The sequence below is a fragment of the Yoonia sp. GPGPB17 genome, assembly GCF_037892195.1.
In the GTDB taxonomy this organism is placed as follows: domain Bacteria; phylum Pseudomonadota; class Alphaproteobacteria; order Rhodobacterales; family Rhodobacteraceae; genus Yoonia.
Window position 1 is genome coordinate 1,793,864 of the sequence record NZ_JATACI010000002.1, and the last position, 22,099, is coordinate 1,815,962.

Consider the following 22,099-nt stretch of genomic DNA (forward strand, 5'->3'; position numbering starts at 1 on the left):
AGGTGGCAATGCGATATGTGTCTGCATGCGCCGCGCCAGCCAGACAAAAGGTGGCTAGTAGGTAGCACTGTGCGTCGGCCCAGTACGGTCGTAAGCTTTGCGCCGTTGCACCTCGATCATCTGCGCCACCCGGCTGAGGGCGACTCCGCGCATTAGGATACTGGCTGGCAGGAATGCCCATGCAGAGACCGTCCAAATCAACGTTTGCGGGTTATCTAGGTTAATCGGCGTGCCCAAAGCCGCCACCAATTTGACAACCGCTGGAACCAAGAAGGGCAGTAAGAACCCTAATATAATGTTAACGCGCCCATCCCGTTGCAGGCGTTTAACGACATCACCACCGGCCGTGGGGTCGAACGTGGGCAGGTTGATCCAGACATTGAAGGCCCCCGCGCGACGCGGCCAGCGGTAAAGGCGCAACAGGACGACAAACCAGATGACCGAGAAAACTGAGACGAGATAGCTCAGGCCCGCTGCATCGCGCAAACGCTGGATCACGACGGGATCCGTGCCATCGGGCATCATGATGACCATCAGGCGGACCGGCGAATAGGGAAAATCAATCGTCTTACCGATGACGCTTCCGCTGTTTTGAAAGTACTCGGAAATGGCCGACGGCGAATCGACGCCCTTAAAAATCATCGACAGGCAGAAAACCGTCGCAAACAGCGCCGAGAACCGAACCCGATTGAACGGGGGGCATCACGAAACTCCACTAGACTGGGGCTGCTGGAGCTATATTCAACGATGGTGAAGAGCGCACCAAAGATCGCCACCAAAACAATGATCTGTGCATTGTCCGTCGCCGAATTGGGCAGCAGCGCATATGGCATGATGATCAATATCACGACCATCACGGCTCTGACCAATGCTGATGGCAATCGAGCGAGCACTGCACTTTTCCTCTACTGGGCTACCACATGCCTTGCACGATTGGTTCTGGTCGCCCGCACTATACAACAGGTTATTTTATTATTGAGATAATTCTGAACAAATCCAGCCCCTTGCATCAACCAATGCAGGCAGGAAAGAGGATAAATGCATAACATTGGGGACTAAGTGATGCGTGAATGCCACCGAATCGCAACAAATTGGCAACACCTCACGGCACGGGGACTGCTCCTTTTGAAAGCAGCCCCAACAACAACAATTGTTTGTTGCACTAAACCCAGGGACGCGCCGCGCTTGCTTCAGCTTCAAAGGTATCGATCGACGCGGCCTTTTCCATAGTCAGGCCGATGTCATCAAGCCCGTTCATCAGGCAGTGCTTTTTGAAAGGGTCAACCTCAAAGCTGAATGTTTCACCATCAGATGTCGTGACCGTCTGCGCTTCCAGATCCACTTCTATGCGCGCGTTTGACCCCTTCTCGGCGTCCTTCATCAGCACATCGACCTGTTCTTGCGGCAAAGCAATCGGCAAGATGCCGTTCTTGAAGCAGTTGTTGTAAAAGATGTCCGCATAAGACGGCGCAATGACACAAGTGATCCCAAAATCCGCAATGGCCCAGGGGGCATGTTCGCGCGAGGAACCACAACCAAAGTTATCGCCAGCGACGATGATCTGCGCCTCACGGTACTGGGGTTTGTTCAGGACGAAATCAGGAATTTCCAGACCGTCGCTGTCATAGCGCATCTCATCAAAGAGATTCACACCGAGACCGGAACGCTTGATCGTTTTCAGGAACTGTTTGGGGATGATCATATCGGTGTCGATATTGACCAGCGGCAAGGGCGCGGCGATGCCGCTGAGCTTTGTGAATTTCTGCATCTTTTATCCTTTCGGGCTGCTCATCAGCCCCTTTGGGCCTTCTTCGCGAAGAAAGCCCCGCAAGGGCTTGATGAGCGCGCCGCTTACATCATCTCGCGTACGTCAGTCAGTTTGCCAGTAATCGCCGCCGCCGCCGCCATCTGAGGCGACATCAGGTGGGTGCGTCCACCCCGCCCTTGTCGCCCTTCGAAATTCCGGTTGGATGTGGCCGCGCAACGTTCACCCGGTGCCAATTGGTCAGGATTCATTGCCAGACACATGGAACAACCCGCAAGGCGCCACTCAAAACCAGCGTCGATGAAAATCTGTGCCAACCCTTCTTCTTCGGCTTGTGCACGCACAAGACCGGACCCCGGCACGACCATCGCGCGCAGCCCGTCCTTCTTTTTCTTGCCCTTCAAGATGGCCGCCGCTGCCCGCAAGTCTTCAATACGTCCGTTGGTACAAGACCCTATGAACACGGTATCAATCGCAATATCAGACAATGGTGTGCCCGGCGTAAGATCCATGTAGTCAAGCGAGCGCTGCGCCGCACCCACTTTACCGCCATCGAAATCATCAGCCGCAGGCACGGTTGCTGTAATCGGTAGGACATCTTCAGGTGATGTCCCCCATGTTACAACAGGTGCGATATCTTCGCCTTTCAGCGTGATCACCTTATCGAAGTGCGCGCCTTCATCGGTGAAAAGTGTTCTCCAATAGGTCTCGGCCGCCTCCCAAGCCGCCCCTTTCGGCGCATGCGGGCGGCCCTTGCAGTATTCATAGGTCTTCTCATCAGGGGCGATCAGACCTGCGCGTGCGCCGCCCTCAATGGCCATGTTACAGACCGTCATGCGGCCTTCCATCGACAAATCACGGATCGCTTCACCACAATACTCGATCACATAGCCCGTGCCGCCTGCCGTGCCTGTGGCCCCGATGACAGACAGCGTGATGTCCTTTGCCGTCACGCCCGGGCGCAGTTTGCCTGTGATCTCGACTTTCATGTTTTTGGATTTCTTCTGGATCAGCGTTTGTGTCGCCAGAACATGCTCCACCTCAGATGTCCCGATACCATGCGCCAGGGCGCCAAAGGCACCGTGGGTCGCCGTGTGGCTGTCACCGCAGACAACGGTCATACCCGGCAAGGTCCAGCCCTGCTCCGGTCCAACAATATGCACAATGCCCTGACGCACATCCGACACAGGATAGTAGTGAATGCCAAACTCCTTGGCATTGCTGTCGAGTGCCGCCACCTGAATGGCGCTGTCCTCGGTCATGTTCTTGGGGTCATCACGGCCCGGCGTCGTGGGGACGTTGTGATCCGGCACGGCGATCGTTTTTTCCGGTGCACGCACTTTGCGGCCCGCCATGCGCAGCCCTTCAAAGGCTTGCGGGCTGGTCACCTCGTGCACCAAGTGGCGGTCAATATACAGCAGGCAAGTGCCGTCTTCAGCTTCATGGGCTACATGCGCGTCCCAGATTTTATCATAGAGCGTTTTGGGGGACATTGTCCTCTCCCATCATAAATTGTCAGTGGTCGTCAGGCGTGCGGAAACGTCGCTGGATTATCCGCGGGCTAGGATCGTGCCGCGCGCACCAAAGAACCGCCAAGGCAGCCGCGCGCGATCGTCCATGTCGAAAACCTTTTTCATGGACTGACAGATACACGCGCAACGCACAGCTCGCAAGAGCGCTGCACAAAGCCAAGAACGGCCTTGCAACACGTGTTGCTTGATCTGTCGCCAAGTAACTTAAGTGCCAGGTATCGCCGGGTTCGCGGGGATGACATCTTTGATTGCTGCGACTGTATCTTGCGGAGTAAAGTAATCATTGGTCGCCGCGTCCGTGTAAACAACTTCAATGTCGTAGTTATTTTCAACGAAAGTTTGCAGGTCGTCGCTTGTCGGGTTGGCTTCTCCACGGAAGAAAGCAGATGATTCCTCGAATTCGACACCTGGAAAATCCTCTGGATTCAGTAATTTTGCCGTTATCAAAAAGCCGTTAACGGTATCTCCGTCTTCATCTATCGTACTCTCGGTCGCCTCAAACCCAACCTGCGGTGTGACCGCCGAACCATCCAGATCAATATCAACGGTCAGGATCATCCGATGCTCTGATTCATCGAATTCGACGATGGTTGCAAAGGTTTCTTCGGCATCCTCGATGTTCGCCAGAGCATAAAAATCAGTTGTGCCCTGCCCATCTTCAAGGCGGGCTTCGCCAGTTACCAGAATGAGCTCATCTTTCTCATCAACGCTGGGAATACCGGGGTCATCACGGTTGATGCCGCCAAAGGCCTGACCGTCACCGCCCCAGATATAGATCGTGTCTTCACCGCCTTGGCCACGCAAGGTGTCGGTCCGGTCTGCCGCGTTGACCAACTCGCCATCAGGGCCGATCGCGCGCGCGGCTGGTCCACCAAAGATGACGTCGTTACCCTCGCCGCCTTCAACCTTATCGTTGCCATAGCCGCCATTGATGGTGTCATTCCCCGCGCCACCTCTGATGATGTCGCCGCCTTCATCACCATTCAGAGTGTCATCGCCCGCGCGGCCTTCGATCTCGTCCCGACCGTCGCCACCATTCACAGTGTCGTTGCCAAGGCCCGCATTGACAAAATCAAGCCCACCACCAGCATTGATGATATCGTTGCCGTCAAATCCGAGGATGCGATCGTTCCCTTCTGTGCCCCGAAGGTCCTCATCATCACCAAGGGTGCCACGGATCTCATCCTCATCATCGCCATCTTCGCCGCCACCGATAAGTGGAAGCAACAGTGCGCCTGACGCTAACAGCAAGAGTAGGGTAATATCCATATTCGAAGCTTTCCGTTAACAATTTGTTGAGACCGTAACGGTTCGATCCGAAGCTCACAAGGATACAAACTGTTCGCGCAAATCGTCTGTGTATTTGCCCACACATAAGCCTTGCTTGCTTGCGTGGCATCTGCGTGCCACCTTGTCAGGCAACATGACTTGATCAGGAAGGCCATGGCCGCACACGACGGAACAACCGACCCCACACCGGCCGATGCGCCGCTTGAGGAGGTGATTGAGATTGGCAGCGATCTGTTGATGCAGGGACAGCTGTTTGTCGAGAACATGTTTCGCACGTGGAACCTGTATCAACTCTTTATTGCCATTGGCATCTTTGCCGCAGCGCATGTGCTGCGCGCAGTTATGGGCCCGCGCATTCGCGCCTGGATGGGGTCGCGCGAAAACTGGCCTAAATGGCGGATGCGTATCCTTGTGGTCGTTCACCAACGTCTGCGTGCCATATTCTTTGTGGTGCTGATGTGGACCGTCATCTTCGTGATGCGCGAAACAACCTGGCCAAGCCGCAGCTACCTGCTCAGTGTGATCGGCACGCTGGCCTTGGCATGGCTGTTGATTGCTTTCGCCACACGCCTGATCAAAAGCCCGACGCTGCGCAAATTTGTCAGGTATGGCGCATGGACATGGGCGACCTTGCAAATCCTCGGGCTCTTGGACGTGGCCGAACGCCTGCTGGACAGCATTGGGTTCAGCATCGGTGAAATCAGGTTCTCCATGCTCCTGCTCATACAGGGTCTGGTTATTCTGGGGGTCCTGATCGCGCTGGCCCGTTTCTTTACAACGACAACCGCAAGCCGGATCAAGTCAAACGAAGACATCAGCCCTTCAATGCAGGTGTTGATTGTCAAAGGCGTGCAGATTGCGTTTTACGGGGCCGCATTTTTCGTCGGCGTGCGCGCGCTGGGGATTGATCTAACCGGGCTTGCGGTGCTGTCCGGTGCCATCGGTGTGGGCCTTGGCTTTGGTTTGCAAAAGGTGGTGTCCAACCTTGTGTCTGGCGTCATCATCCTGCTGGATAAGTCAATCAAACCCGGCGATGTGATCAGCCTTGGCGATACCTTTGGCTGGATCAATTCGCTGGGTGCGCGCTATGTCTCGGTCGTTACCCGCGATGGGCGCGAATACCTGATCCCGAATGAAGACCTGATCACCGGACAAGTGGTGAACTGGTCGCATTCAAACGATTTCGTGCGCCTCGATATCAACTTTGGCACAGCCTATCACGACAACCCGCATGAGGTGCGGCGCATCGCGATTGAGGCGGCCCAAAGCGTTGATCGTGTACTCGGTGACCGCAACACGGTATGCCATATCGTAGGGTTTGGCGACAGTTCCGTGGACTATCTGCTGCGGTTCTGGATCCGTGATCCGACAGGTGGTCTGACCAACATTCGCGGCAACGTCTATCTGGCGCTTTGGGACGCGTTCAAAGAACACGGCATCAGCATTCCATTCCCGCAAAGGGAAGTGAAAATGCTGGACAGTGACTCGGCCGACATGCCCACAGATCATACTCAGAAAGCTTAGAAACCATCGCCGCATTAAATCAATTGCTAAATCTGGCCATTGAGAACATAGTGCGAACATTGATTGTAATGAAAGGCGAGCCATGCAAGATATTGCTCTCTACCTTCCGGGTATTCTCCTCGCGTATTCCGCGTTTCTTTTGGGTATCGCCAGCCCAGGACCGAATGTACTGGCCGTGATGGGCACATCGATGAGCGTGGGCCGCGCCTCGGGTATTGCATTGGCCATGGGGGTCGCGATTGGGTCCTTCACCTGGGCCGTTTTGACGGCTTTTGGATTGTCCGCGCTATTGGCAACCTACGCGTCGGCGCTGTTGATCATCAAAGTGTTTGGCGGGGCTTACCTGCTTTGGCTTGCGTATAAAGCTTTCAAGTCCGCAGCTTCACCACATGATATCGAAGCAAAAGAGCTCAGGGGCGGCCAGCGCAGCCAGTTCGGATATCTGCGACGTGGCTACATCATCCAGATGACCAACCCCAAGGCCGCTTTGTCATGGATCGCGATCATCTCACTCGGTCTACAGGATGGTGCGCCACTCTGGGTCGCAGCGGCAATTGTTGGAGGGACGTTCATTTTGTCTATTATTTGCCACCTGCTCTATGCGCTTGCATTTTCGACGCCCTTCATGGTGCGGATGTACGGCAAGGCACGGCGGGTCATTCAAGGCATCCTTGGCACGTTCTTTGCCTTTGCCGGGTTGAAATTGCTGACCAGCCGCAGCTGACCCGTTCGGTCAGACATGAAAATGGCCGCGCAGAACGCTGCGCGGCCATTTTGACTTAGCCGATTTTCAGGCTCTATTCATCCGGTTTTCGATCAGATCGTCAACGACCGACGGATCGGCCAGCGTGGATGTATCGCCGAGCGCACCAAAATCATCCTCGGCAATCTTGCGCAGGATACGGCGCATGATCTTGCCCGACCGGGTTTTCGGCAAGCCCGGTGCCCATTGCAGCAAGTCAGGCTTGGCAATCGGGCCAATCTCGGCGCGCACCCATACTTCCAGCTCTTTGCGCAGCTCATCGGACGGCTCTTCCCCATTCATCAGCGTGACGTAAGCGTAGATGCCCTGACCCTTGATGTCATGCGGGTAGCCGACCACCGCGGCCTCCGCGACTTTGGCATGGGCGACCAAGGCGCTTTCGACCTCAGCGGTGCCCATCCGGTGACCAGAGACGTTGATCACATCGTCAACGCGACCGGTGATCCAGTAATAGCCGTCTTCGTCACGCTTACAGCCGTCGCCGGTGAAGTAATAGTTCTTGTAGTCGCTGAAATAGGTTTTCTCGAACCGTTCATGATTGCCCCACACCGTGCGCATCTGTGCAGGCCAGCTGTCTTTGATGCACAGGACACCTTCGGCGGTTGTATCATGTATCTCTTCGCCAGAGGTGGGCTCTAGAATAACAGGTTGAATGCCAAAGAACGGCAAGGTTGCCGAACCTGGTTTGGTCGCGGTCGCACCGGGAAGTGGCGTCAGCAGGTGACCACCCGTCTCGGTCTGCCACCATGTATCGACGATGGGGGCTTTGCCCTTGCCGACCACATCATTGTACCAATTCCACGCTTCGGGGTTGATCGGCTCGCCCACGGTACCCAGCACCTTGATGTCGGAAAGATCGTACTTCTCAACAAACGTATTGCCCTGCGCCATCAGGGCCCGAATGGCTGTCGGCGCGGTGTAGAACTGATTGACCTTGTGCTTTTCGCAAACGGCCCAGAAACGGCCTGCGTCAGGATATGTGGGCACACCTTCAAACATGATTGTCGTGGCCCCATTCGCAAGCGGCCCGTAGACGATATAGCTGTGGCCGGTGACCCAGCCAACGTCTGCGGTACACCAGAAAATATCACCATCGTGATAGTCGAACGTGTACTGCTGCGTCATCGCCGCATAGACCAGATAACCGCCCGTGGAATGCACAACGCCCTTCGGCTGACCAGTGGAACCAGAGGTATAGAGGATAAATAGAGGGTCTTCGGCGTTCATCTCTTCGGGCGGACAGTCAGCATCGACCTTTTCTTCCATTTCGTGCAGCCAGTAATCCAGCCCATCGCGCCATGCGATTTGTTGGCCAGTACGTTTGACGACAAGGCATTTCACTTCATCAAAATCATTCAGCAGCGCTTGGTTCACACTGTCTTTGAGGTTGGTCACGCGGCCACCGCGCGGTGCCCCATCTGATGTAATGACAACCTTTGCATCACATGCATTCACCCGCGCACCCAATGCCTCGGCAGAGAATCCTGCAAAAACGATGGAGTGGATCGCACCAATCCGCGCGCAGGCCAGCATCGCATAGGCGGCTTCCGGGATCATGGGGAGGTAGAGGACAACCCGGTCACCTTTTCCCACACCCATTTCTTTCAGCACATTGGCCATCAGCGACGTCTTTTCGTGCAACATCGCGTAGGTGATATGCAGCGCGTCATCATCAGGGCTGTCCGGTTCCCAGATAATGGCGGTTTGGTCGCCACGGGTTGCCAGATGGCGGTCGATACAGTTGGCGCTGACGTTCAGCGTGCCGTCTTCGAACCATTTGATATCGACATTCCCCGGGGCAAAGCTGGTGTTCTTGACCCGCGTGTAGGGTTTGATCCAATCCAGCCGCTTACCATGCTCGCCCCAGAACGCCTCTGGATCATTGATGGATGCGGCATACATTTCCTCGTACTTGGCTTTGTCCGCATGTGCGTTTGAGGCCATGTCGGCTGATGGCGCATAGGTCCCGGCTGGTTGGTCGCTCACGGTGGTTCCCCCCTGATCTTTTATCGTCAGGCCGCATCATGGCGAAAACACAGCCGAATCCAAGCCTTCAACGGCACGAACCCTAGAATTAATAGAGCCGCCGTTGTTTCGTGCTTTGACATTGGTCAAGGGAAGGGTGCGATAGGGCCGCAACGTGGCGTTGCGGCCTATCTGAAGACTAGCCGTCGTGACGGAATGTCATGCTGATGACCTCCGCCCGAGTCGTGCCACGAGCCTTCAGTTCTTCATCGGAAATCATAGCCAATTCGCGCAAGGCTTGGGCACGCGCTGTGTTTGACGCGATAGTTTGGAGTGCCGATCCCAACGCACGGAAAGGCACTGACAGCAATTCAAGCAGCATTTCACGGTTGGAAATCAATGTATTGTCGGGACGGAGTGACATCTTAAGCCTCGCAGATATAAATGTTCGTCCTCCCACCGGACACGTAATTCAGCGCAAGCTCCGCAACAATACACACAATTGCAAACCCACCATGCATATAGTGCATGATGGGCTCAGTTTCGCGTCACGGCGGCACATTTTTCAGACAATCAGGACGGCGCTTTGCCGTCCCAAGGCGCATCGGCAACCGTGATCGTTTTGCCGCGCTTAGGCGCATTGGAGGCAGCGGCATTCACCGTCTTGGCCTCTGCTTGTGGCTTTGGCCCTGAAGCCACCTTCGCTTTGGCTACAGGTTTGGCTTTTGAAACCGCCTTCTTGGCCGGTGCGGCTTTCGGCGTGGTTTTTTTCGCCTTTGCAGGTGCCTTTGCCGCAGCGGGCGTCACTTTGGGGGCAGGTACGGCTTTGGCTTTCGCAGCGGGTTTTGCCTTTGCCAATGGTGCGGCGTCAGCCACTTTCGCGGCCTTCGCAGTATCTAAGGCTGGCTTTGGTCTGGTGGCCTTGGCAGTAGGCTTTTCTGCCGTCACGGTTTCAGTTTTAGGCGTGGGTTTTGGAGCGACCGTTTTTTTAGCGACCGCTGGTCTTGCTTCAGCGACAACCGGCGCCTTCGGTGCCGGTTTAGGTGTCGCCACGACAGCAATTTTTGGCGGCTCTGCCTTTGGTTTGGCTTTTGCAACCACTGCTTTCTTGACCGGCGCTTTCTTTGCAACAGGTGCGACCTTCGCCTTGGTCTTGGGCGCGCCATAGTAAGGGGACACAAGAGCGCGCTGCGCGACAGATGTCTGATCAATCAGTGCATCAGCAAACCGCATTTGCTGGCCTATGACCGCGCTGGCAACCTGCAAACTTTGCGCAGTGAGTGATAAAGTAAATGCGGGCGTCATGCTGTTCCCCTGAAATAGAATTGAAATCTGGTATGATTATAGAGGATTTATTTTGCCGATGCAGCATTTTTCTGCATTGCAGCATAAGCCCTTGGACTCGTTGCAAAAGGCAGGCCTACAAATGCAAAAGGCACCCTTTGAAGGGTGCCTTCTTATTCTCACACACAATAGCGGCTAGTCTGTTCGGTCCATCCTGACCACATAGCGGACCTGCCCTTTGACCGGCTGGCTCCAGTTCAGGTTTACGTTGCGCAGTGCGGCGCCCTGCCCGCCCTCTGACCACGGTAGGTCATGCACAGTGGTTCCACCTGTATTGGTCACCGCACCAGTCGGCATAATACTCTCAACACTCAGCGCGTGACCGCCAAATGGCAGCACAGCACCTGTCTGCATCACCCATGTTGTCGCTTCTGTCGCCTGCACATGTGTCAGTGATGCAGGGTTGGACACCGGGTCGTTCACGTTGTGGAAGGTGTTCGCAGTACACTCGAAATCGCGGGTCCGGCTAAAATCAAGATCCGCAAATGTTGTATCCACGCTTTCAACCCGGTCAATACGACCATTGAGCGAACGGAACACATTCCCGGTCACCGAGAAACCATTGATAAAATGGTTGGGGCCAAACGGTTTGATCACAATGAAATTGAATGCATCGGTCACATCATTGACCGTAAACATGTTGCCCGTAATGGTCAGGCCACCAAATGAAAACTGCGCACCCAGAGCTGGGGTGGCATCATGCTCATTCGTCCATTCAATAAAGTTATTGTCGACATAGTTGCCGGTAAAGATGCTCTTGGGATTGGGAAGGGTCATGACCACACCACCCAAACGCAACCCATTGGTTTGATCGTCGCCGTGAAACCAGTGATTGCCGGTGATCAGATTGCCCGATCCCGCCAACACACAAAAATGCTTGAACCGGCTGACACGGTTGTCTCTGATCTTGACGTCATTGGCGTTGGCATTGAACCCGATGCTTACGCGATTTTGGGCAGGTATGCTTTGTTCATCTGAAATCAGTTGGCACCGGTCCAGCATCATCCCTTGGCAACCCAATCCGGGGAGGTGATGCCGCGATCTTTGGGATTGTTCACAAAGCAATCACGCACGTGGAACGTAAACCCGTCAGGGGCCATCATGATGCCGCTCGCAATCCCGCGGCCCTGAAACTCAATATCATCCAGAATGAACTGGCTCAGCTTGTCGTAGCCCGAGAAATCAAGCATGTACTGGAAGCGCGAGAAGGTGAAGATTTGCGTGCCTTCCGCATCATACAGCGGGCGGCTGATCTCGAGCGTTTGTGCACTTTCGTTGACCGCAGTGACATAGATCTCCCGGCCCACACCATTGCCCTGAACCAATGATCCCACGGCGATGTTTGCCGCATTTGCCACATTGGTCAGCCGGTTGTCGTCATTGGCCGCATAGGTCGCCTGTGATGTCACCTCGACCGTGTCCCACGCGGCACCATCTGCGGGTTGAAACTGACCATTACGAATGACGCGGCGGGTTTCAAACCTTGTGCGGCTGGGGTCTGCGGCCTGCATATCAACAGGTTCGGTCAGCAGAACACGACGCCCGCAAAGATCCAAACTGTCGTGATCAGCAAAATTAATAAGCGCCTGATAGGCCTTTTTAAACGCGAGCTCTTCGTCGTGAAACGCAGCCAGATAGCTGTCGTAGTCATAGTCCTGTTGCAGAATGAAGCGAAACGCAGGCTCCTGCAAAATGCGCCCGACAAAACGGACCGGATTGTCCATCGTCACATTGCTTTCCAGCAGGTAGTCGCCCTCTGGCACCATCACCGTCCGGCCGTTCGCCGCCGCATCTGCCGCGTTGAAGGCGGCACTGTCGTCGGTCGCACCGTCACCCTTCGCGCCATAGTCGCGCACATCAACCAGCCCTGTCAGATCACCTTGAAAGGCAGAGGACACATCCGTGATCGTGATATCATCCAGACGCACAACACCGCCCGTCGGCCCGGTCAGATCAATGCCAAAGTGGCCGTATGCGGCCCCGGTCCACACCAGATCAACACCGCTGCGATCAGCTGTCGCCACGATGGCCGTGACCTCGACTACCTCGCCATAGGTTGTCAGCTGTGCCGACGGCCCCACTTCGGTCACGCCCGTCAGCTGAACACCGCCACCCAACCCGGCATAACCGGCGATGCGCACCGCAGGCAATGCACCTGCAACGGCCTTGACCCGCGCTGTGATTTGCAAATAGCACCCCGGCAATATGGGCGTCTCACCCTTATAGCGAACGCGCTGGGTCGCCTCGTTCTTTAACAACTCAAGACAACCCGCAAAATCCTGATCAGCGGCCACAAAGACACCTGATCCGCTGCCCGCATAGGTGTTCGTTCCCGGCGTGCCATCCTCGCTCGACCACAGCGAAAGACCAGCGGAAAAAGGCAATGGGTCAAAAACGATCCCGTCGGTGATAGCTTTGTTCATGAAAGAGCCCCTGAAGCTTGAGAAATGCAAAAGGCCCAACGCGCAGCTGGGCCACCTGTGTCAGAGGTATCTTCTCAATCTAAAGAGGGGCTGACGGCACCGTGACGGTCACCGACGCAACGGCTCTAGGCACCCACATCAGGCGCGGGCAGCAGTTGCACGCCGTTGATCTGCCAACCATCAGCGGTTTCGATCATCTGGTAGTCAAGGATATGCAAACCACCTTGGGCATCGCGCACCATCACCTTTTGCCAAAGATTGCCACGGATGTCGCGTAGCTCCAGAAACCGCACATCGGCGTTGTCCCACACCATCGGATAGCCCTGCTGCACCATCATGCCGAAGTTGCCGGGATTGCCAAACAAGCGCTTGATATTTGGACTGGCATACTGCCAAGCCCCTGAAACGTCGCGGTTATTGAAGGCATCCAACTGGTTGCCGATCACATCTTCAATTGCATCCGCATCCTGAGCGAACACCGAAGTCGCTGTTATCCAGATCCCCAGTATCAGTCCAATCAAACGCATCTGTTACCCTCCACCTGTCTAAGGTCATAGTAGATACGCACCAAAACGGCGGTCAGTTCTTTTTCTTTGTGGGTTTGGATTTCAGGCCGTTGGCGAAGGCGACAGACTTCGCAAACCAAACAGTAAGCGTTGCATAATTATGCAGCAGGTCTTTTGGGACAGCGACATAGCCGTCCATCACGCTGTTGTGCCGGATCACCGGGTCGTTGGCATAGTCTTTGCCAAAAGCAACAATTTCGTCCTTTGGCAATCTGATACACATTTCACCATCGGGGCCAACAAAGCTGAACATATTGCCATTTACGGCCGTGTATGCGGTTGCCTTGCCTTTCCGGGCAAGGCCATCGTGTTTGGCGATCAGACGATCATAGATCTCAAGAACAGCGTCACGGTCCATGCCGCAACCTAACACAAAAGCCGTTACCCGGCCAATTGCTGCTCGATCAGCGCAATTGTCTCCTCAACACCGTAAAGTGCGATGAAGCCACCAAAGCGCGGGCCCTGTGATGCGCCCAAAAGCACTTCGTAAAGTGCGGTGAACCAGGCCCGCAGCGGATCAAAGCCATGCTCTTTGCCGACGGCAAAGACCATCGTTTGCAATTCTTCCGCGTCCAAACCACCATCCCAGGCTTTCAAGCGGTCAGCCAGGTCGGTCAACGCAGCACGCTCCCGATCAGTTGGTGCACGATAAACCTTCGTGGGCTTCACAAAATCATTGTAGTAACGCACTGCAAAGCCAGCAGCCTGATCCATCTGCGGGTTCTTTTCGGCAGACGCCTCTGGCGCGTAGCGCTGGATGAAGCCCCACAGCGTGTCCTTGTCCTCGGCCCCAGAGACCGACGCGAGATTCAGCAACATCGCGAATGGCACGACCATATCCGACGCTGGTACATTGTGTCCGTGAATGTGGAACACCGGGTTGTTAGCCCGGCCCGCATCATCCTGATCAGCGTAAGCGCGCAATTGCTGGTGATACTCATCCACGGCCTTGGGGATCACGTCAAAATGCATCCGTTTGGCCGTTTTCGGCTTGAGGTACATAAAGTAGCTCAAGCTCTCGGTCGACGCATAGGTCAGCCATTCATCGATGGAGATACCGTTACCGGACGACTTGGAAATCTTCTGCCCGTTCTCATCGAGGAACAACTCATAAGAGAAATGGTTTGGTTTCTTGCCACCCAAAATCTCGCAAATCCGGTCGTAGATCGCCGTGTTGGTGGCGTGCTCCTTGCCGTACATCTCAAAATCAACTTCCAGCGCCGCCCAGCGCGCACCAAAGTCCGGCTTCCATTGCAGTTTCACATTGCCGCCAGTGACCGGCAGCGTCCATTCGCGACCGTCCGGGTCATCAAAGGTGATCTCGCCTTTCTCACCATCAACATGCTTCATTGGCACATAAAGGACACGGCCCGTTTCGGGATGGATCGGCAAGAAGATCGAATAGGTTCCTTGGCGTTCCTCACGCAAAGATTTCAGCATCACGGCCATGATATCGTCATAGCGGGCAGCAGCGCGCAACAAGATCTCGTCAAACTGGCCCGTCTGATAGAATTCGCGCGCCGAATAGAATTCATACTCAAACCCGAACGTATCGAGGAAGCGCCGCAACATCGCATTGTTATGATGACCAAAGCTCTCATGCGTCCCAAACGGATCAGGCACAGACGTCAGCGGCTTATGCATGTGCTCCGCCAGCATATCTTGCTGCGGCACATTGCCCGGGACCTTCCGCATCCCGTCCAAATCGTCAGAAAAGCAGATCAGCTTGGTCGGGATGTCAGAAATCACCTCAAACGCGCGACGGATCATTGTCGTGCGCAACACCTCTCCAAACGTCCCGATATGCGGCAGGCCTGACGGACCATAGCCGGTCTCAAACAAAACATACCCTTTCTCGGGCGCCTTGTTTTCATACCGTTTGAGCAATGCGCGCGCCTCAACAAAGGGCCAGGCCTTCGACGTCATCGCAGCTTCACGCATCGTGCTCATGGTTCTCTCGCTTCAATTGAGGGCGTCATTGTGACCGCCACAACGCGCACTCCCTATTGCGAGACAGGCAAGGCGTCAATAAATGTGAGGCAGAACAAAGGAAATGATGATGCTCGAAGATGCCCCAATGACCGCGCAAGATGCGCTTGCCGCCCTGATGATCGCTGTCTCTGCATCAGATGAGAACATCCGCACGGCGGAGCTGGTGAAAATAAGCAATGCAATCAACAACCTGCCGGTTTTTGATGCCTACGATGCCGAACGTCTGCCACGTATGTCCAAAATGGTGTTCGATCTCTTCGAGCAGGAAGATGGCTTGGAGGCGTTGTTCGGCTTGATCCGCGATGCCTTGCCAGAACACCTGTATGAGACAGCATATGCGCTCTCATGCGATGTCGCGGCGGCTGATGGCCGCGTTGTTGGCCCCGAAGTGCGGATGCTGGAAGAGATTCGCTATGAACTCGACCTTGACCGATTGCACGCAGCAGCGATCGAGCGCGGGTCTCGTGCGCGTCACATGACCCTCTGATCAGGTCAGCCTGAACGCCAGATGCTTGAGGATATCCTGCTGTAACCGCCGCGCCCGTCTGTTCCAGCCGCGCGCACCTGGTGGGCTTTCAGCTCCGGTCAACTTGCCAGCTTCGCGCGCCTCCAGATCGGACGCAAAGAAGGCAAACGCCAGATCACGACCGTTTTTGGTGCGCACGTAACCAGCAAGTGATGACACAAAGTTTAATGTTCCCGTCTTGGCTTTCACCGAAACGTTCGGATCATTGATCACCTGCTCATCGTTCCCGACCAGACGAATATCGCGCATAATCGGTTGCAGGGTCGGCATCACATTGGGCGCAACCAATAACCGCACCATATCGGCAGGTGACACCCGCGACTGATCGCCCAGACCCGAGTGATCGACAAAGGAAGGCGCAATACCACCGGCGCGGGCATCGGCCCAGCGCGACATTCCCAAAGCAGAGGTACGCAAACCCCGGGGCATGCCAGCGCGCGCTGCTGTCGCAGCCATGCCGGCAGCTTCTGCCGTCAGGTTCGTTGAAAACCGTAGCATACCCCGCATGATGTCCCGCAACGACGCGCTTTGAAAACGCGCTATGGGCGTACCATTCGGCACCGCTTGCGTTTCTTTGGGAGCTTTGAGCACAATGCCATGGCTACGCGCAAACGTCGCAAACACCTCACCAGCATAAAGCGCGGGATGCCGCACCGGCAACCACCGTGACCCTTCCTTGTTTAAGGCCGATCCGGCCACTGTCCATTGGTCGACGTCGCCTACATCGCTGTAGGTGAAGACAGGTGATGCGCGGTCAATCACCCTGATGCGCGCCGTCGTTACCGCTGGGCGGTAGTTCTCACTGCGGGCATCCATGGTTGTGACGTAGTCCTCGCCGTCCAGCTTCCATTCGAAGTGCACGCGATTGTAGTTGAGGTTCAGCCCGGTGATTGTTGGATTATAGCCAAGGTAGTCAAACTGGCTCTCATCAATCTCATCCTGGTTGATCAACGCATTGTCCCAGACAAGAAAGTCACCTTTGACTTCGCGCAGACCGGTGTCCTTCAATCGCTGCGCCAATTCTGCGATCTGGTCAGTAACCAGATTGGGATCGCCGCCCCCTGCCAGAATCAAATTTCCGTTTAAAACACCGTCTTCTATGTCGCCATCGGCATAAATGCGGGTCTCAAATGTATGTCCCTCGCCCAATGCCTCGATCGCATAGAGTGCAGTGAAAGCCTTGGTAACGCTCGCAGGCGGCTGCGCATTTTCGCCCCCGATATCTTCGAGTATTTCGCCAGTTTGCAGGTCAGCGACCACAACGCCAAAATCACCAGAAAACCCTTTTTCGGCGACCATTCTGGCAATTGCATCCTTGACAGGCGCGCGTGCCCGTGGACGAGGCGACGTCAGCGGAGCATCCGCGAACGCAGTTGCAGCCAACGTGGAAGCAGCCCCTGCCAACATGGCTCTTCGGGATAGACGCATTACCACTCCCCCCGCTTGCGGATGGCAGTCGATGATTGATCCGACATAGGCAAATTGATAAATGTCCAGGCGGGCGTATCCGCCTGCCCGAGGATATGGGCTGCCCGCCCAGAAAGCCGCGCTCGCGCATACAGCCTGGCCGCTTTTGACATCCGGGCCGGTATCCGGTCACCGGGTCGCGCCAGCACGCCAATAGGCACTGTTTCGATAATCCAGCGCCAGTCCTGCCAACGATGAAACTGTGCCAGATTGTCCGCGCCCATGATCCAGACAAACCGGACCCCTCGATAGCGCCGCCGCAGTGCGACCAACGTCTGCGCGGTATAACGGGTGCCAATCCGGGCTTCGATATCCGTGACGGTTACGCGCGGGTGTTGCATCATGGCGCGCGCGGCCTGCATACGGTCCGCTAAACGGGCCGGACCACTCTCTTTCAAAGGGTTTCCGGGCGACACAAGCCACCATAACCGATCCAGACCAAAACGCTTCAAGGCGACCTTCGAGATATGCACATGCCCGGCGTGCGGCGGATCAAAGGACCCGCCCAGCAAGCCAATCACCTGACCGGGCTTCCCCACAGGACATCCGCCATTCATAACAGGCGCGCCTTACGGCATCTAAGAGGAAAAGACAGCATTCTTATGTTGTGGTCGCGGGTTGATTTCACTTGCGCCGTAGTAGCCATTCCATTGCCAAGACTGTCAATGCATCAGCCACTATTTGGCACGCATGCGATACCGTGTCGTCGTCAGCTGATCCGAAACAGCGCTGGTTTTACTATCAATAAACCCTAGGCCCCGCATATGCCTGCGGATCATTGAGTCATTCACCATAGCCGTCTTACCTTTGCGATGGATCATCCAAATATGCTTGTCAGGGTGGGCCATGGCCATGTCCGAAGCAGCCTGCAAATCTGCTTCCTCCACGAGAATCGCAAGCAGAATGGCCGCATCCCGCGCCTCGGTTACAGTCGCGCCGCATAAGGCGTCCTTCAGCGGTGCATCATCGAAGGTGCCGAGGATGAAGGCGGGTGTATCCGCAGATACACCCAGCTTTTCCGCCAAAGTCGGAGGTTTTTTCAACAATGCCTTTTGCCAGCGTGCTGCTTCACTCGCGCCAAATTCCATGGTCAGTTCCGGGCCATCGGTGATAACCCGCACACCGGCATCCACAAGCACAACATCCCTGATATGCGCACGTGGAATGTCAGCCCGCATCTCTCCGCGCAGTTGCAAATATGCGGAATCCAGATGCAGTTTTGCTTCGGCGGTTTCCCCGTTCCAATGACACACAGCTACGGCTTCGCGACCCATTTAACGCAACTCTTGTAAGGATATCTTTTCATCATATCACAGGCATGCCAAAGTCGAAAAATGATAGATTTGACAACGCGCAGCGGTGCACCGCTTTCCAAGCTCACCTTCGGCACAATGCAGTTTGGCGGCAAAGCCGACCAAGCCGAAAGCAACGCCATGTTTGAGGCCGCACGAGAAAGCGGCATCAACCACTTTGATACGGCCTATATCTATACAGAAGGTGCATCCGAGACGATCCTTGGCCCGCTGATCAAACCCGCGCGCGAGCATATCTATCTGGCCACCAAGGCCGGATATACCGCTGGCGCCTCGCGCGCCCAAATCCTTGAGCACTTTGACATTTCACGCAAACGCTTGAACGAAGATGCGGTCGATCTGCTTTACATGCATCGCTTTGACGACCGCACACCGCTGGAAGAAACGTTCAGCACCCTGGCAGAGTTGCAATCGAAGGGCCTGATCCGCCATATCGGTGTTTCCAACTATGCCGCATGGCAGGTGATGAAGGCGCAGGCCGTGGCAAAATCACTGAACACAAAGATTGATGTTGTTCAGCCGATGTACAGCCTTGTGAAGCGCCAAAGCGAGGTCGAAATCTTTCCGATGGCGGCAGATCAAGATATCGTGGTTGTTCCCTATTCGCCTTTGGGCGGGGGCCTTTTGACGGGCAAGTATGCGCAAGGCGCAACCGGCCGCCTGACCGAAGATGACCGCTACAAGGCCCGTTATGATCAGGATTGGATGCATAATGCCGCTCGGAAACTGTCAGAGCTTGGTGCCAACATGGGCGTGCCCGCCGCCACTCTGGCGGTAGCATGGGCCGCAGAGCATCGCGTCGCACCAAGGCCCATTGTTTCGGCCAGATCTGCCGCACAGTTGCAACCGTCACTTGATGCCATGTCATTCAAGATGAGTGCTGCGCTATATGATCAGATCACCGCACTTAGCATCACACCGCCGTAAGCAACCGACCGGCTTGAAGAAGGATGATCGATTTTCTGGTTATCGGTGGCGGCATTGCTTAAGCGTTTCCGCCGCGGCGCGCTTGTCGGAATTGGGCACCGTCACCCTGCTGGAAGGCGAAGATGCGCTGGCGTATCACACCTCTGGCCGGTCCGCCGCGCTGTTTGAACAGAACTACGGTAAGCCCTCGACGGTCGCGCTGAACAAGGCAAGCCGTGCCTTTCACGATGCTGCCGGTGTGCTTAGCCCACGCGGGCTACTGTTGGTTGGAAGTGCAAGCACGGCTGATCATTTCGCTGCAGATGTAGGGCAGATGAAACTTGACCGGATCAGCATGCAACAGGCCAAGGATATGGTACCTATCCTGAATGAGGATGTGTTGGATCGCGCCGCCTATCACGCGGCAGCATGGGACATTGATACCGACAAGCTGATCCAGACCTTCGCACGCACGGCCCGCGACAATGGCGCGACCGTCAGTACAAAGGTGCAGGTCGACGATATCAAACACACTGGCACCGGTTGGGTTGTCAGCGCAGGCCCGCTGAGTTTTGAGGCGCGTCATCTGGTGAATGCAGCGGGGGCCTGGGCAGATCATGTTGCGGGTTTGGCAGGTGTCGCCACATTGGGTTTCACACCACTGCGCCGCTCTATGGCCCGTATTCCCGCGCCCGGAGGTCATGACGTCAGTACATGGCCTATGCTGTTTGGCCCCGGGGAAGATTGGTATGCTAAGGCCGACGCAGGTGCGCTGATCGTCTCGCCCGCAGAAGAAGACCCGACAACGCCCCATGACGCCTATGCTGATGACATGGTTTTGGCGGAAGGGCTGGCGCGGTATGAGGCCAACGTGACCGAGCCGGTTACACGACTGCTCAGCTCTTGGGCGGGGCTGCGCACATTTGCACCGGATCGGAACCTTGTTCTGGGGCCAGATCCACAAGAACCCAGCTTTATCTGGTGCGCAGGACAGGGTGGATACGGCATGCAATCAGCACCCGCAGCCAGCCAGTTGCTGGCTGATTTGCTCAGCGGGGCGGCATCGGACCTGCCAGTGGACGCTGTCACAGCACTCTCTCCCCAGAGGTTTGCATGACCGCACGTTTGAATGCCCAAGGGCAACCCATCGGCGACTTGGTGCCAAACTGGACCGGATGCGCGACAATCCCGCACACGGCGATGCAGGGGCGCACCTGCGAAGTGGTCCCTCTAACGACCCAGCACAGCGCTGATTTGCATACAGCCTTTGCGCAAGATACCACCGGAACGCTTTGGACCTATATGCCCAATGGCCCCTTCTCATCAGAGGCGGACTACGCCGATTGGGTGGCCCAAGCCGTGCACAGCAAAGACCCTCTCTTTTTTGCAGTCATCGACATGTCCACTGGTAAGCCAGTTGGCGTTGCCAGCTTTCTGCGTATCCAGCCCGAGAATGGCGTGGTCGAGGTGGGATACATCACCTTTGCCCCCGCCCTGCAACGCAGGGTCATGGCGACAGAGGCCATGTATCTGATGATGAAGCGCGCACTGGGCGAATTGGGCTACCGCCGGTACGAATGGAAATGTGATGCACTGAATGCGCCATCGCGGGTCGCTGCCGCAAGGCTGGGATTTCAATATGACGGGCTGTTCAAACAAGCGCTGGTATACAAGGGGCGCAACAGGGATACAGCGTGGTTTTCGGTACTTGATCGCGATTGGCCACAGCTGGAGGCAGAGTTCGCAAGATGGCTGGACCCCAATAATTTTGATGCTAGTGGCAAACAAAAAACTACACTACGCATGAAGATGACCGATTAATACAAGAGGCAGGTTTTCCAGACTGGTAAGCCTTCGTAAATGCCTCAAACTAACGGCACCTGCAGTCACAAAAGAAAGCATACCGATGACCCGTTTGACCCTCGCCACAGCGATCTGTCTTTTGCCCATCACTGTCAGCGCCGAAACCCAGCTTGAGCGTTTTGAGGCATTGTCAGATAAAATGAATGTCGTGATGATCGACATGATGGCCAATGAAATCGAACAACAAGGCGGTGATGCGACAGCCCTGCGCGCGCTTGATGGCATGGTGCCGCCATGGACCGATGAAATTCGCGCAGCCGCAGGGTGCATTCTTGACACTTATATTGACGAAACCAGCGCAAGCGATGTCGACGACATGCTGACTGAAATGGACGCTATGCTGCCAACATTGTCATCGATGACAATGACTGAGGCGACCGATAACGGTGTATTTGACGCAATGACACCGGACGGTATCACCGACGAACGCATGTTAGAGATCAACGGCGCATGCGGCATGATGGAATTGCAAATCGAAGCCAGCAAGAATTCTGGCTTTATGGAAGCGATGATGGCCGCAGGATCGACGGTCCCCGACAACAACTAGATCTGATGAAAGCGTAAGGGTTTGCTATCTTCACGGACGACAACGCCTTTTGCCTCTAGATCCAGTTGAACGCATTTTTGCCACCAGCCCGAAGTAGCACCGCCAGGGAACAGATCCTCAGGCAGAAGCGGCTTGGCCGCCTCTTTGGCTTCATTGGCTGTCATGCCTGGGGCTGATTTAGGCAGAGTGGCCAGCATCGCCTGTTTCATGGCCACATATTTGGCCTTGTCGACATTGGTGGTGCGACCGGGCGTGTTGATGTTCTCAACGGCAATCTTCTCTGACATGTGCGGACCTTTCTAAAGTGTAAGGT

General features: G+C 55.5%; 20 protein-coding genes and 2 pseudogenes. 8 read left to right on the forward strand and 14 right to left on the reverse strand.

Annotation, left to right across the window (positions count from 1 at the left end):
* Nucleotides 1-54: 54 nt before the first annotated feature.
* From QTO30_RS09705 to QTO30_RS09720, 4 genes are all read right to left on the reverse strand, one after another.
* Nucleotides 55-642, reverse strand: a complete 588-nt coding sequence (locus tag QTO30_RS09705; protein ID WP_340423950.1) for a hypothetical protein — start codon at nt 640-642, stop codon at nt 55-57.
* A gap of 520 nt (nt 643-1,162) precedes the next feature.
* Nucleotides 1,163-1,768 (reverse strand): 3-isopropylmalate dehydratase small subunit, encoded by a 606-nt coding sequence (gene leuD, locus QTO30_RS09710; RefSeq protein ID WP_340423951.1) that lies wholly within the window; start codon nt 1,766-1,768, stop codon nt 1,163-1,165.
* An 83-nt stretch (nt 1,769-1,851) separates the two neighbouring features.
* Nucleotides 1,852-3,258: a 3-isopropylmalate dehydratase large subunit gene (gene leuC, locus QTO30_RS09715; RefSeq protein WP_340423952.1), complete on the reverse strand. Its 1,407-nt coding sequence runs from the start codon at nt 3,256-3,258 to the stop codon at nt 1,852-1,854.
* Between the two features lie 243 nt (nt 3,259-3,501).
* Nucleotides 3,502-4,566 (reverse strand): calcium-binding protein, encoded by a 1,065-nt coding sequence (locus QTO30_RS09720; RefSeq protein WP_340423953.1) that lies wholly within the window; start codon nt 4,564-4,566, stop codon nt 3,502-3,504.
* Between the two features lie 174 nt (nt 4,567-4,740).
* On the opposite strand from QTO30_RS09720, the gene QTO30_RS09725 reads away from it, so the two are divergent.
* Together QTO30_RS09725 and QTO30_RS09730 are read left to right on the forward strand one after the other, a co-directional pair.
* Nucleotides 4,741-6,111: a mechanosensitive ion channel family protein gene (locus tag QTO30_RS09725; RefSeq protein ID WP_445327140.1), complete on the forward strand. Its 1,371-nt coding sequence runs from the start codon at nt 4,741-4,743 to the stop codon at nt 6,109-6,111.
* Between the two features lie 82 nt (nt 6,112-6,193).
* Nucleotides 6,194-6,835: a LysE family translocator gene (locus QTO30_RS09730; protein ID WP_340423954.1), complete on the forward strand. Its 642-nt coding sequence runs from the start codon at nt 6,194-6,196 to the stop codon at nt 6,833-6,835.
* A gap of 66 nt (nt 6,836-6,901) precedes the next feature.
* Here QTO30_RS09730 and acs read toward each other — a convergent pair whose 3' ends face one another.
* Together acs and QTO30_RS09740 are read right to left on the reverse strand one after the other, a co-directional pair.
* The gene (acs, locus tag QTO30_RS09735) at nt 6,902-8,860 is read right to left on the reverse strand and encodes an acetate--CoA ligase (RefSeq protein WP_340423955.1); all 1,959 of its coding nucleotides are present in this window, start codon (nt 8,858-8,860) and stop codon (nt 6,902-6,904) included.
* Between the two features lie 178 nt (nt 8,861-9,038).
* The gene (locus QTO30_RS09740; RefSeq protein ID WP_340423956.1) at nt 9,039-9,263 is read right to left on the reverse strand and encodes a DUF1127 domain-containing protein; all 225 of its coding nucleotides are present in this window, start codon (nt 9,261-9,263) and stop codon (nt 9,039-9,041) included.
* Between the two features lie 162 nt (nt 9,264-9,425).
* Here QTO30_RS09740 and QTO30_RS09745 point away from each other — a divergent pair, with 162 nt between their 5' ends.
* A complete protein-coding gene (locus QTO30_RS09745; RefSeq protein ID WP_340423957.1) occupies nt 9,426-10,007 on the forward strand; it encodes a hypothetical protein in 582 nt (193 codons plus the stop codon).
* Between the two features lie 311 nt (nt 10,008-10,318).
* On the opposite strand, the pseudogene QTO30_RS09750 reads toward QTO30_RS09745, so the two are convergent.
* The 4 genes and pseudogenes from QTO30_RS09750 to QTO30_RS09765 all read right to left on the reverse strand — a co-directional run bounded on the left by QTO30_RS09750 (nt 10,319) and on the right by QTO30_RS09765 (nt 15,122).
* Nucleotides 10,319-12,606, reverse strand: a pseudogene (locus QTO30_RS09750) (glycosyl hydrolase family 28-related protein).
* A gap of 125 nt (nt 12,607-12,731) precedes the next feature.
* Nucleotides 12,732-13,133 (reverse strand): DUF4864 domain-containing protein, encoded by a 402-nt coding sequence (locus QTO30_RS09755; RefSeq protein WP_340423958.1) that lies wholly within the window; start codon nt 13,131-13,133, stop codon nt 12,732-12,734.
* A 52-nt stretch (nt 13,134-13,185) separates the two neighbouring features.
* Nucleotides 13,186-13,530: a hypothetical protein gene (locus QTO30_RS09760; protein ID WP_340423960.1), complete on the reverse strand. Its 345-nt coding sequence runs from the start codon at nt 13,528-13,530 to the stop codon at nt 13,186-13,188.
* Nucleotides 13,531-13,553: 23 nt separating this feature from the next.
* On the reverse strand, nt 13,554-15,122 hold the full coding sequence (locus QTO30_RS09765; RefSeq protein WP_340423961.1) for a lysine--tRNA ligase: 1,569 nt from the start codon (nt 15,120-15,122) through the stop codon (nt 13,554-13,556).
* A gap of 103 nt (nt 15,123-15,225) precedes the next feature.
* On the opposite strand from QTO30_RS09765, the gene QTO30_RS09770 reads away from it, so the two are divergent.
* Entirely contained in the window at nt 15,226-15,651 is a 426-nt protein-coding gene (locus QTO30_RS09770; RefSeq protein WP_445327141.1) for a tellurite resistance TerB family protein, read from the forward strand.
* Here QTO30_RS09770 and dacB read toward each other — a convergent pair whose 3' ends face one another.
* From dacB to QTO30_RS09785, 3 genes are all read right to left on the reverse strand, one after another.
* Nucleotides 15,652-16,989, reverse strand: coding sequence for a D-alanyl-D-alanine carboxypeptidase/D-alanyl-D-alanine endopeptidase (dacB, locus tag QTO30_RS09775; RefSeq protein WP_340423962.1), 1,338 nt, complete (start codon nt 16,987-16,989; stop codon nt 15,652-15,654).
* A gap of 128 nt (nt 16,990-17,117) precedes the next feature.
* Nucleotides 17,118-17,714 carry a nicotinate-nucleotide adenylyltransferase gene (locus tag QTO30_RS09780; protein ID WP_340423963.1) on the reverse strand — a complete coding sequence of 199 codons (597 nt, stop codon included), beginning with the start codon at nt 17,712-17,714 and terminating at the stop codon, nt 17,118-17,120.
* 120 nt (nt 17,715-17,834) lie between these two features.
* Nucleotides 17,835-18,431, reverse strand: a complete 597-nt coding sequence (locus QTO30_RS09785) for a hypothetical protein (RefSeq protein ID WP_340423965.1) — start codon at nt 18,429-18,431, stop codon at nt 17,835-17,837.
* A gap of 60 nt (nt 18,432-18,491) precedes the next feature.
* On the opposite strand from QTO30_RS09785, the gene QTO30_RS09790 reads away from it, so the two are divergent.
* From QTO30_RS09790 to QTO30_RS09805, 4 genes and pseudogenes are all read left to right on the forward strand, one after another.
* Nucleotides 18,492-19,397, forward strand: a complete 906-nt coding sequence (locus QTO30_RS09790; RefSeq protein WP_340423966.1) for an aldo/keto reductase — start codon at nt 18,492-18,494, stop codon at nt 19,395-19,397.
* Between the two features lie 23 nt (nt 19,398-19,420).
* Nucleotides 19,421-20,493: pseudogene (locus QTO30_RS09795) on the forward strand (NAD(P)/FAD-dependent oxidoreductase).
* Nucleotides 20,490-21,197 (forward strand): GNAT family N-acetyltransferase, encoded by a 708-nt coding sequence (locus QTO30_RS09800; RefSeq protein ID WP_340423967.1) that lies wholly within the window; start codon nt 20,490-20,492, stop codon nt 21,195-21,197. Before QTO30_RS09795 ends, QTO30_RS09800 begins: the two are co-directional and overlap by 4 nt.
* Nucleotides 21,198-21,282: 85 nt before the next feature.
* Entirely contained in the window at nt 21,283-21,786 is a 504-nt protein-coding gene (locus QTO30_RS09805) for a hypothetical protein (RefSeq protein WP_340423969.1), read from the forward strand.
* Here QTO30_RS09805 and QTO30_RS09810 read toward each other — a convergent pair.
* Nucleotides 21,783-22,073 carry a DUF6958 family protein gene (locus QTO30_RS09810; RefSeq protein WP_340423970.1) on the reverse strand — a complete coding sequence of 97 codons (291 nt, stop codon included), beginning with the start codon at nt 22,071-22,073 and terminating at the stop codon, nt 21,783-21,785. The genes QTO30_RS09805 and QTO30_RS09810 overlap by 4 nt on opposite strands.
* Nucleotides 22,074-22,099 lie beyond the last annotated feature (26 nt).

Coding starts and splice junctions, on each gene's coding strand:
- leuC (WP_340423952.1), bottom strand. CDS start 3,258: ATGTCCCCCAAAACGCTCTATGATAAAATCTGGGACGCGCATGTAGCC.
- dacB (WP_340423962.1), bottom strand. CDS start 16,989: ATGGTCGCCGAAAAAGGGTTTTCTGGTGATTTTGGCGTTGTGGTCGCT.
- QTO30_RS09705 (WP_340423950.1), bottom strand. CDS start 642: ATGATTTTTAAGGGCGTCGATTCGCCGTCGGCCATTTCCGAGTACTTT.
- QTO30_RS09780 (WP_340423963.1), bottom strand. CDS start 17,714: ATGAATGGCGGATGTCCTGTGGGGAAGCCCGGTCAGGTGATTGGCTTG.
- QTO30_RS09740 (WP_340423956.1), bottom strand. CDS start 9,263: ATGTCACTCCGTCCCGACAATACATTGATTTCCAACCGTGAAATGCTG.
- QTO30_RS09765 (WP_340423961.1), bottom strand. CDS start 15,122: ATGAGCACGATGCGTGAAGCTGCGATGACGTCGAAGGCCTGGCCCTTT.
- QTO30_RS09810 (WP_340423970.1), bottom strand. CDS start 22,073: ATGTCAGAGAAGATTGCCGTTGAGAACATCAACACGCCCGGTCGCACC.
- QTO30_RS09785 (WP_340423965.1), bottom strand. CDS start 18,431: ATGGGTCGCGAAGCCGTAGCTGTGTGTCATTGGAACGGGGAAACCGCC.
- QTO30_RS09760 (WP_340423960.1), bottom strand. CDS start 13,530: ATGGACCGTGACGCTGTTCTTGAGATCTATGATCGTCTGATCGCCAAA.
- QTO30_RS09725 (WP_445327140.1), top strand. CDS start 4,741: ATGGCCGCACACGACGGAACAACCGACCCCACACCGGCCGATGCGCCG.
- QTO30_RS09770 (WP_445327141.1), top strand. CDS start 15,226: ATGATGATGCTCGAAGATGCCCCAATGACCGCGCAAGATGCGCTTGCC.
- QTO30_RS09720 (WP_340423953.1), bottom strand. CDS start 4,566: ATGGATATTACCCTACTCTTGCTGTTAGCGTCAGGCGCACTGTTGCTT.
- QTO30_RS09800 (WP_340423967.1), top strand. CDS start 20,490: ATGACCGCACGTTTGAATGCCCAAGGGCAACCCATCGGCGACTTGGTG.
- QTO30_RS09730 (WP_340423954.1), top strand. CDS start 6,194: ATGCAAGATATTGCTCTCTACCTTCCGGGTATTCTCCTCGCGTATTCC.
- QTO30_RS09790 (WP_340423966.1), top strand. CDS start 18,492: ATGATAGATTTGACAACGCGCAGCGGTGCACCGCTTTCCAAGCTCACC.
- QTO30_RS09755 (WP_340423958.1), bottom strand. CDS start 13,133: ATGCGTTTGATTGGACTGATACTGGGGATCTGGATAACAGCGACTTCG.
- leuD (WP_340423951.1), bottom strand. CDS start 1,768: ATGCAGAAATTCACAAAGCTCAGCGGCATCGCCGCGCCCTTGCCGCTG.
- QTO30_RS09805 (WP_340423969.1), top strand. CDS start 21,283: ATGACCCGTTTGACCCTCGCCACAGCGATCTGTCTTTTGCCCATCACT.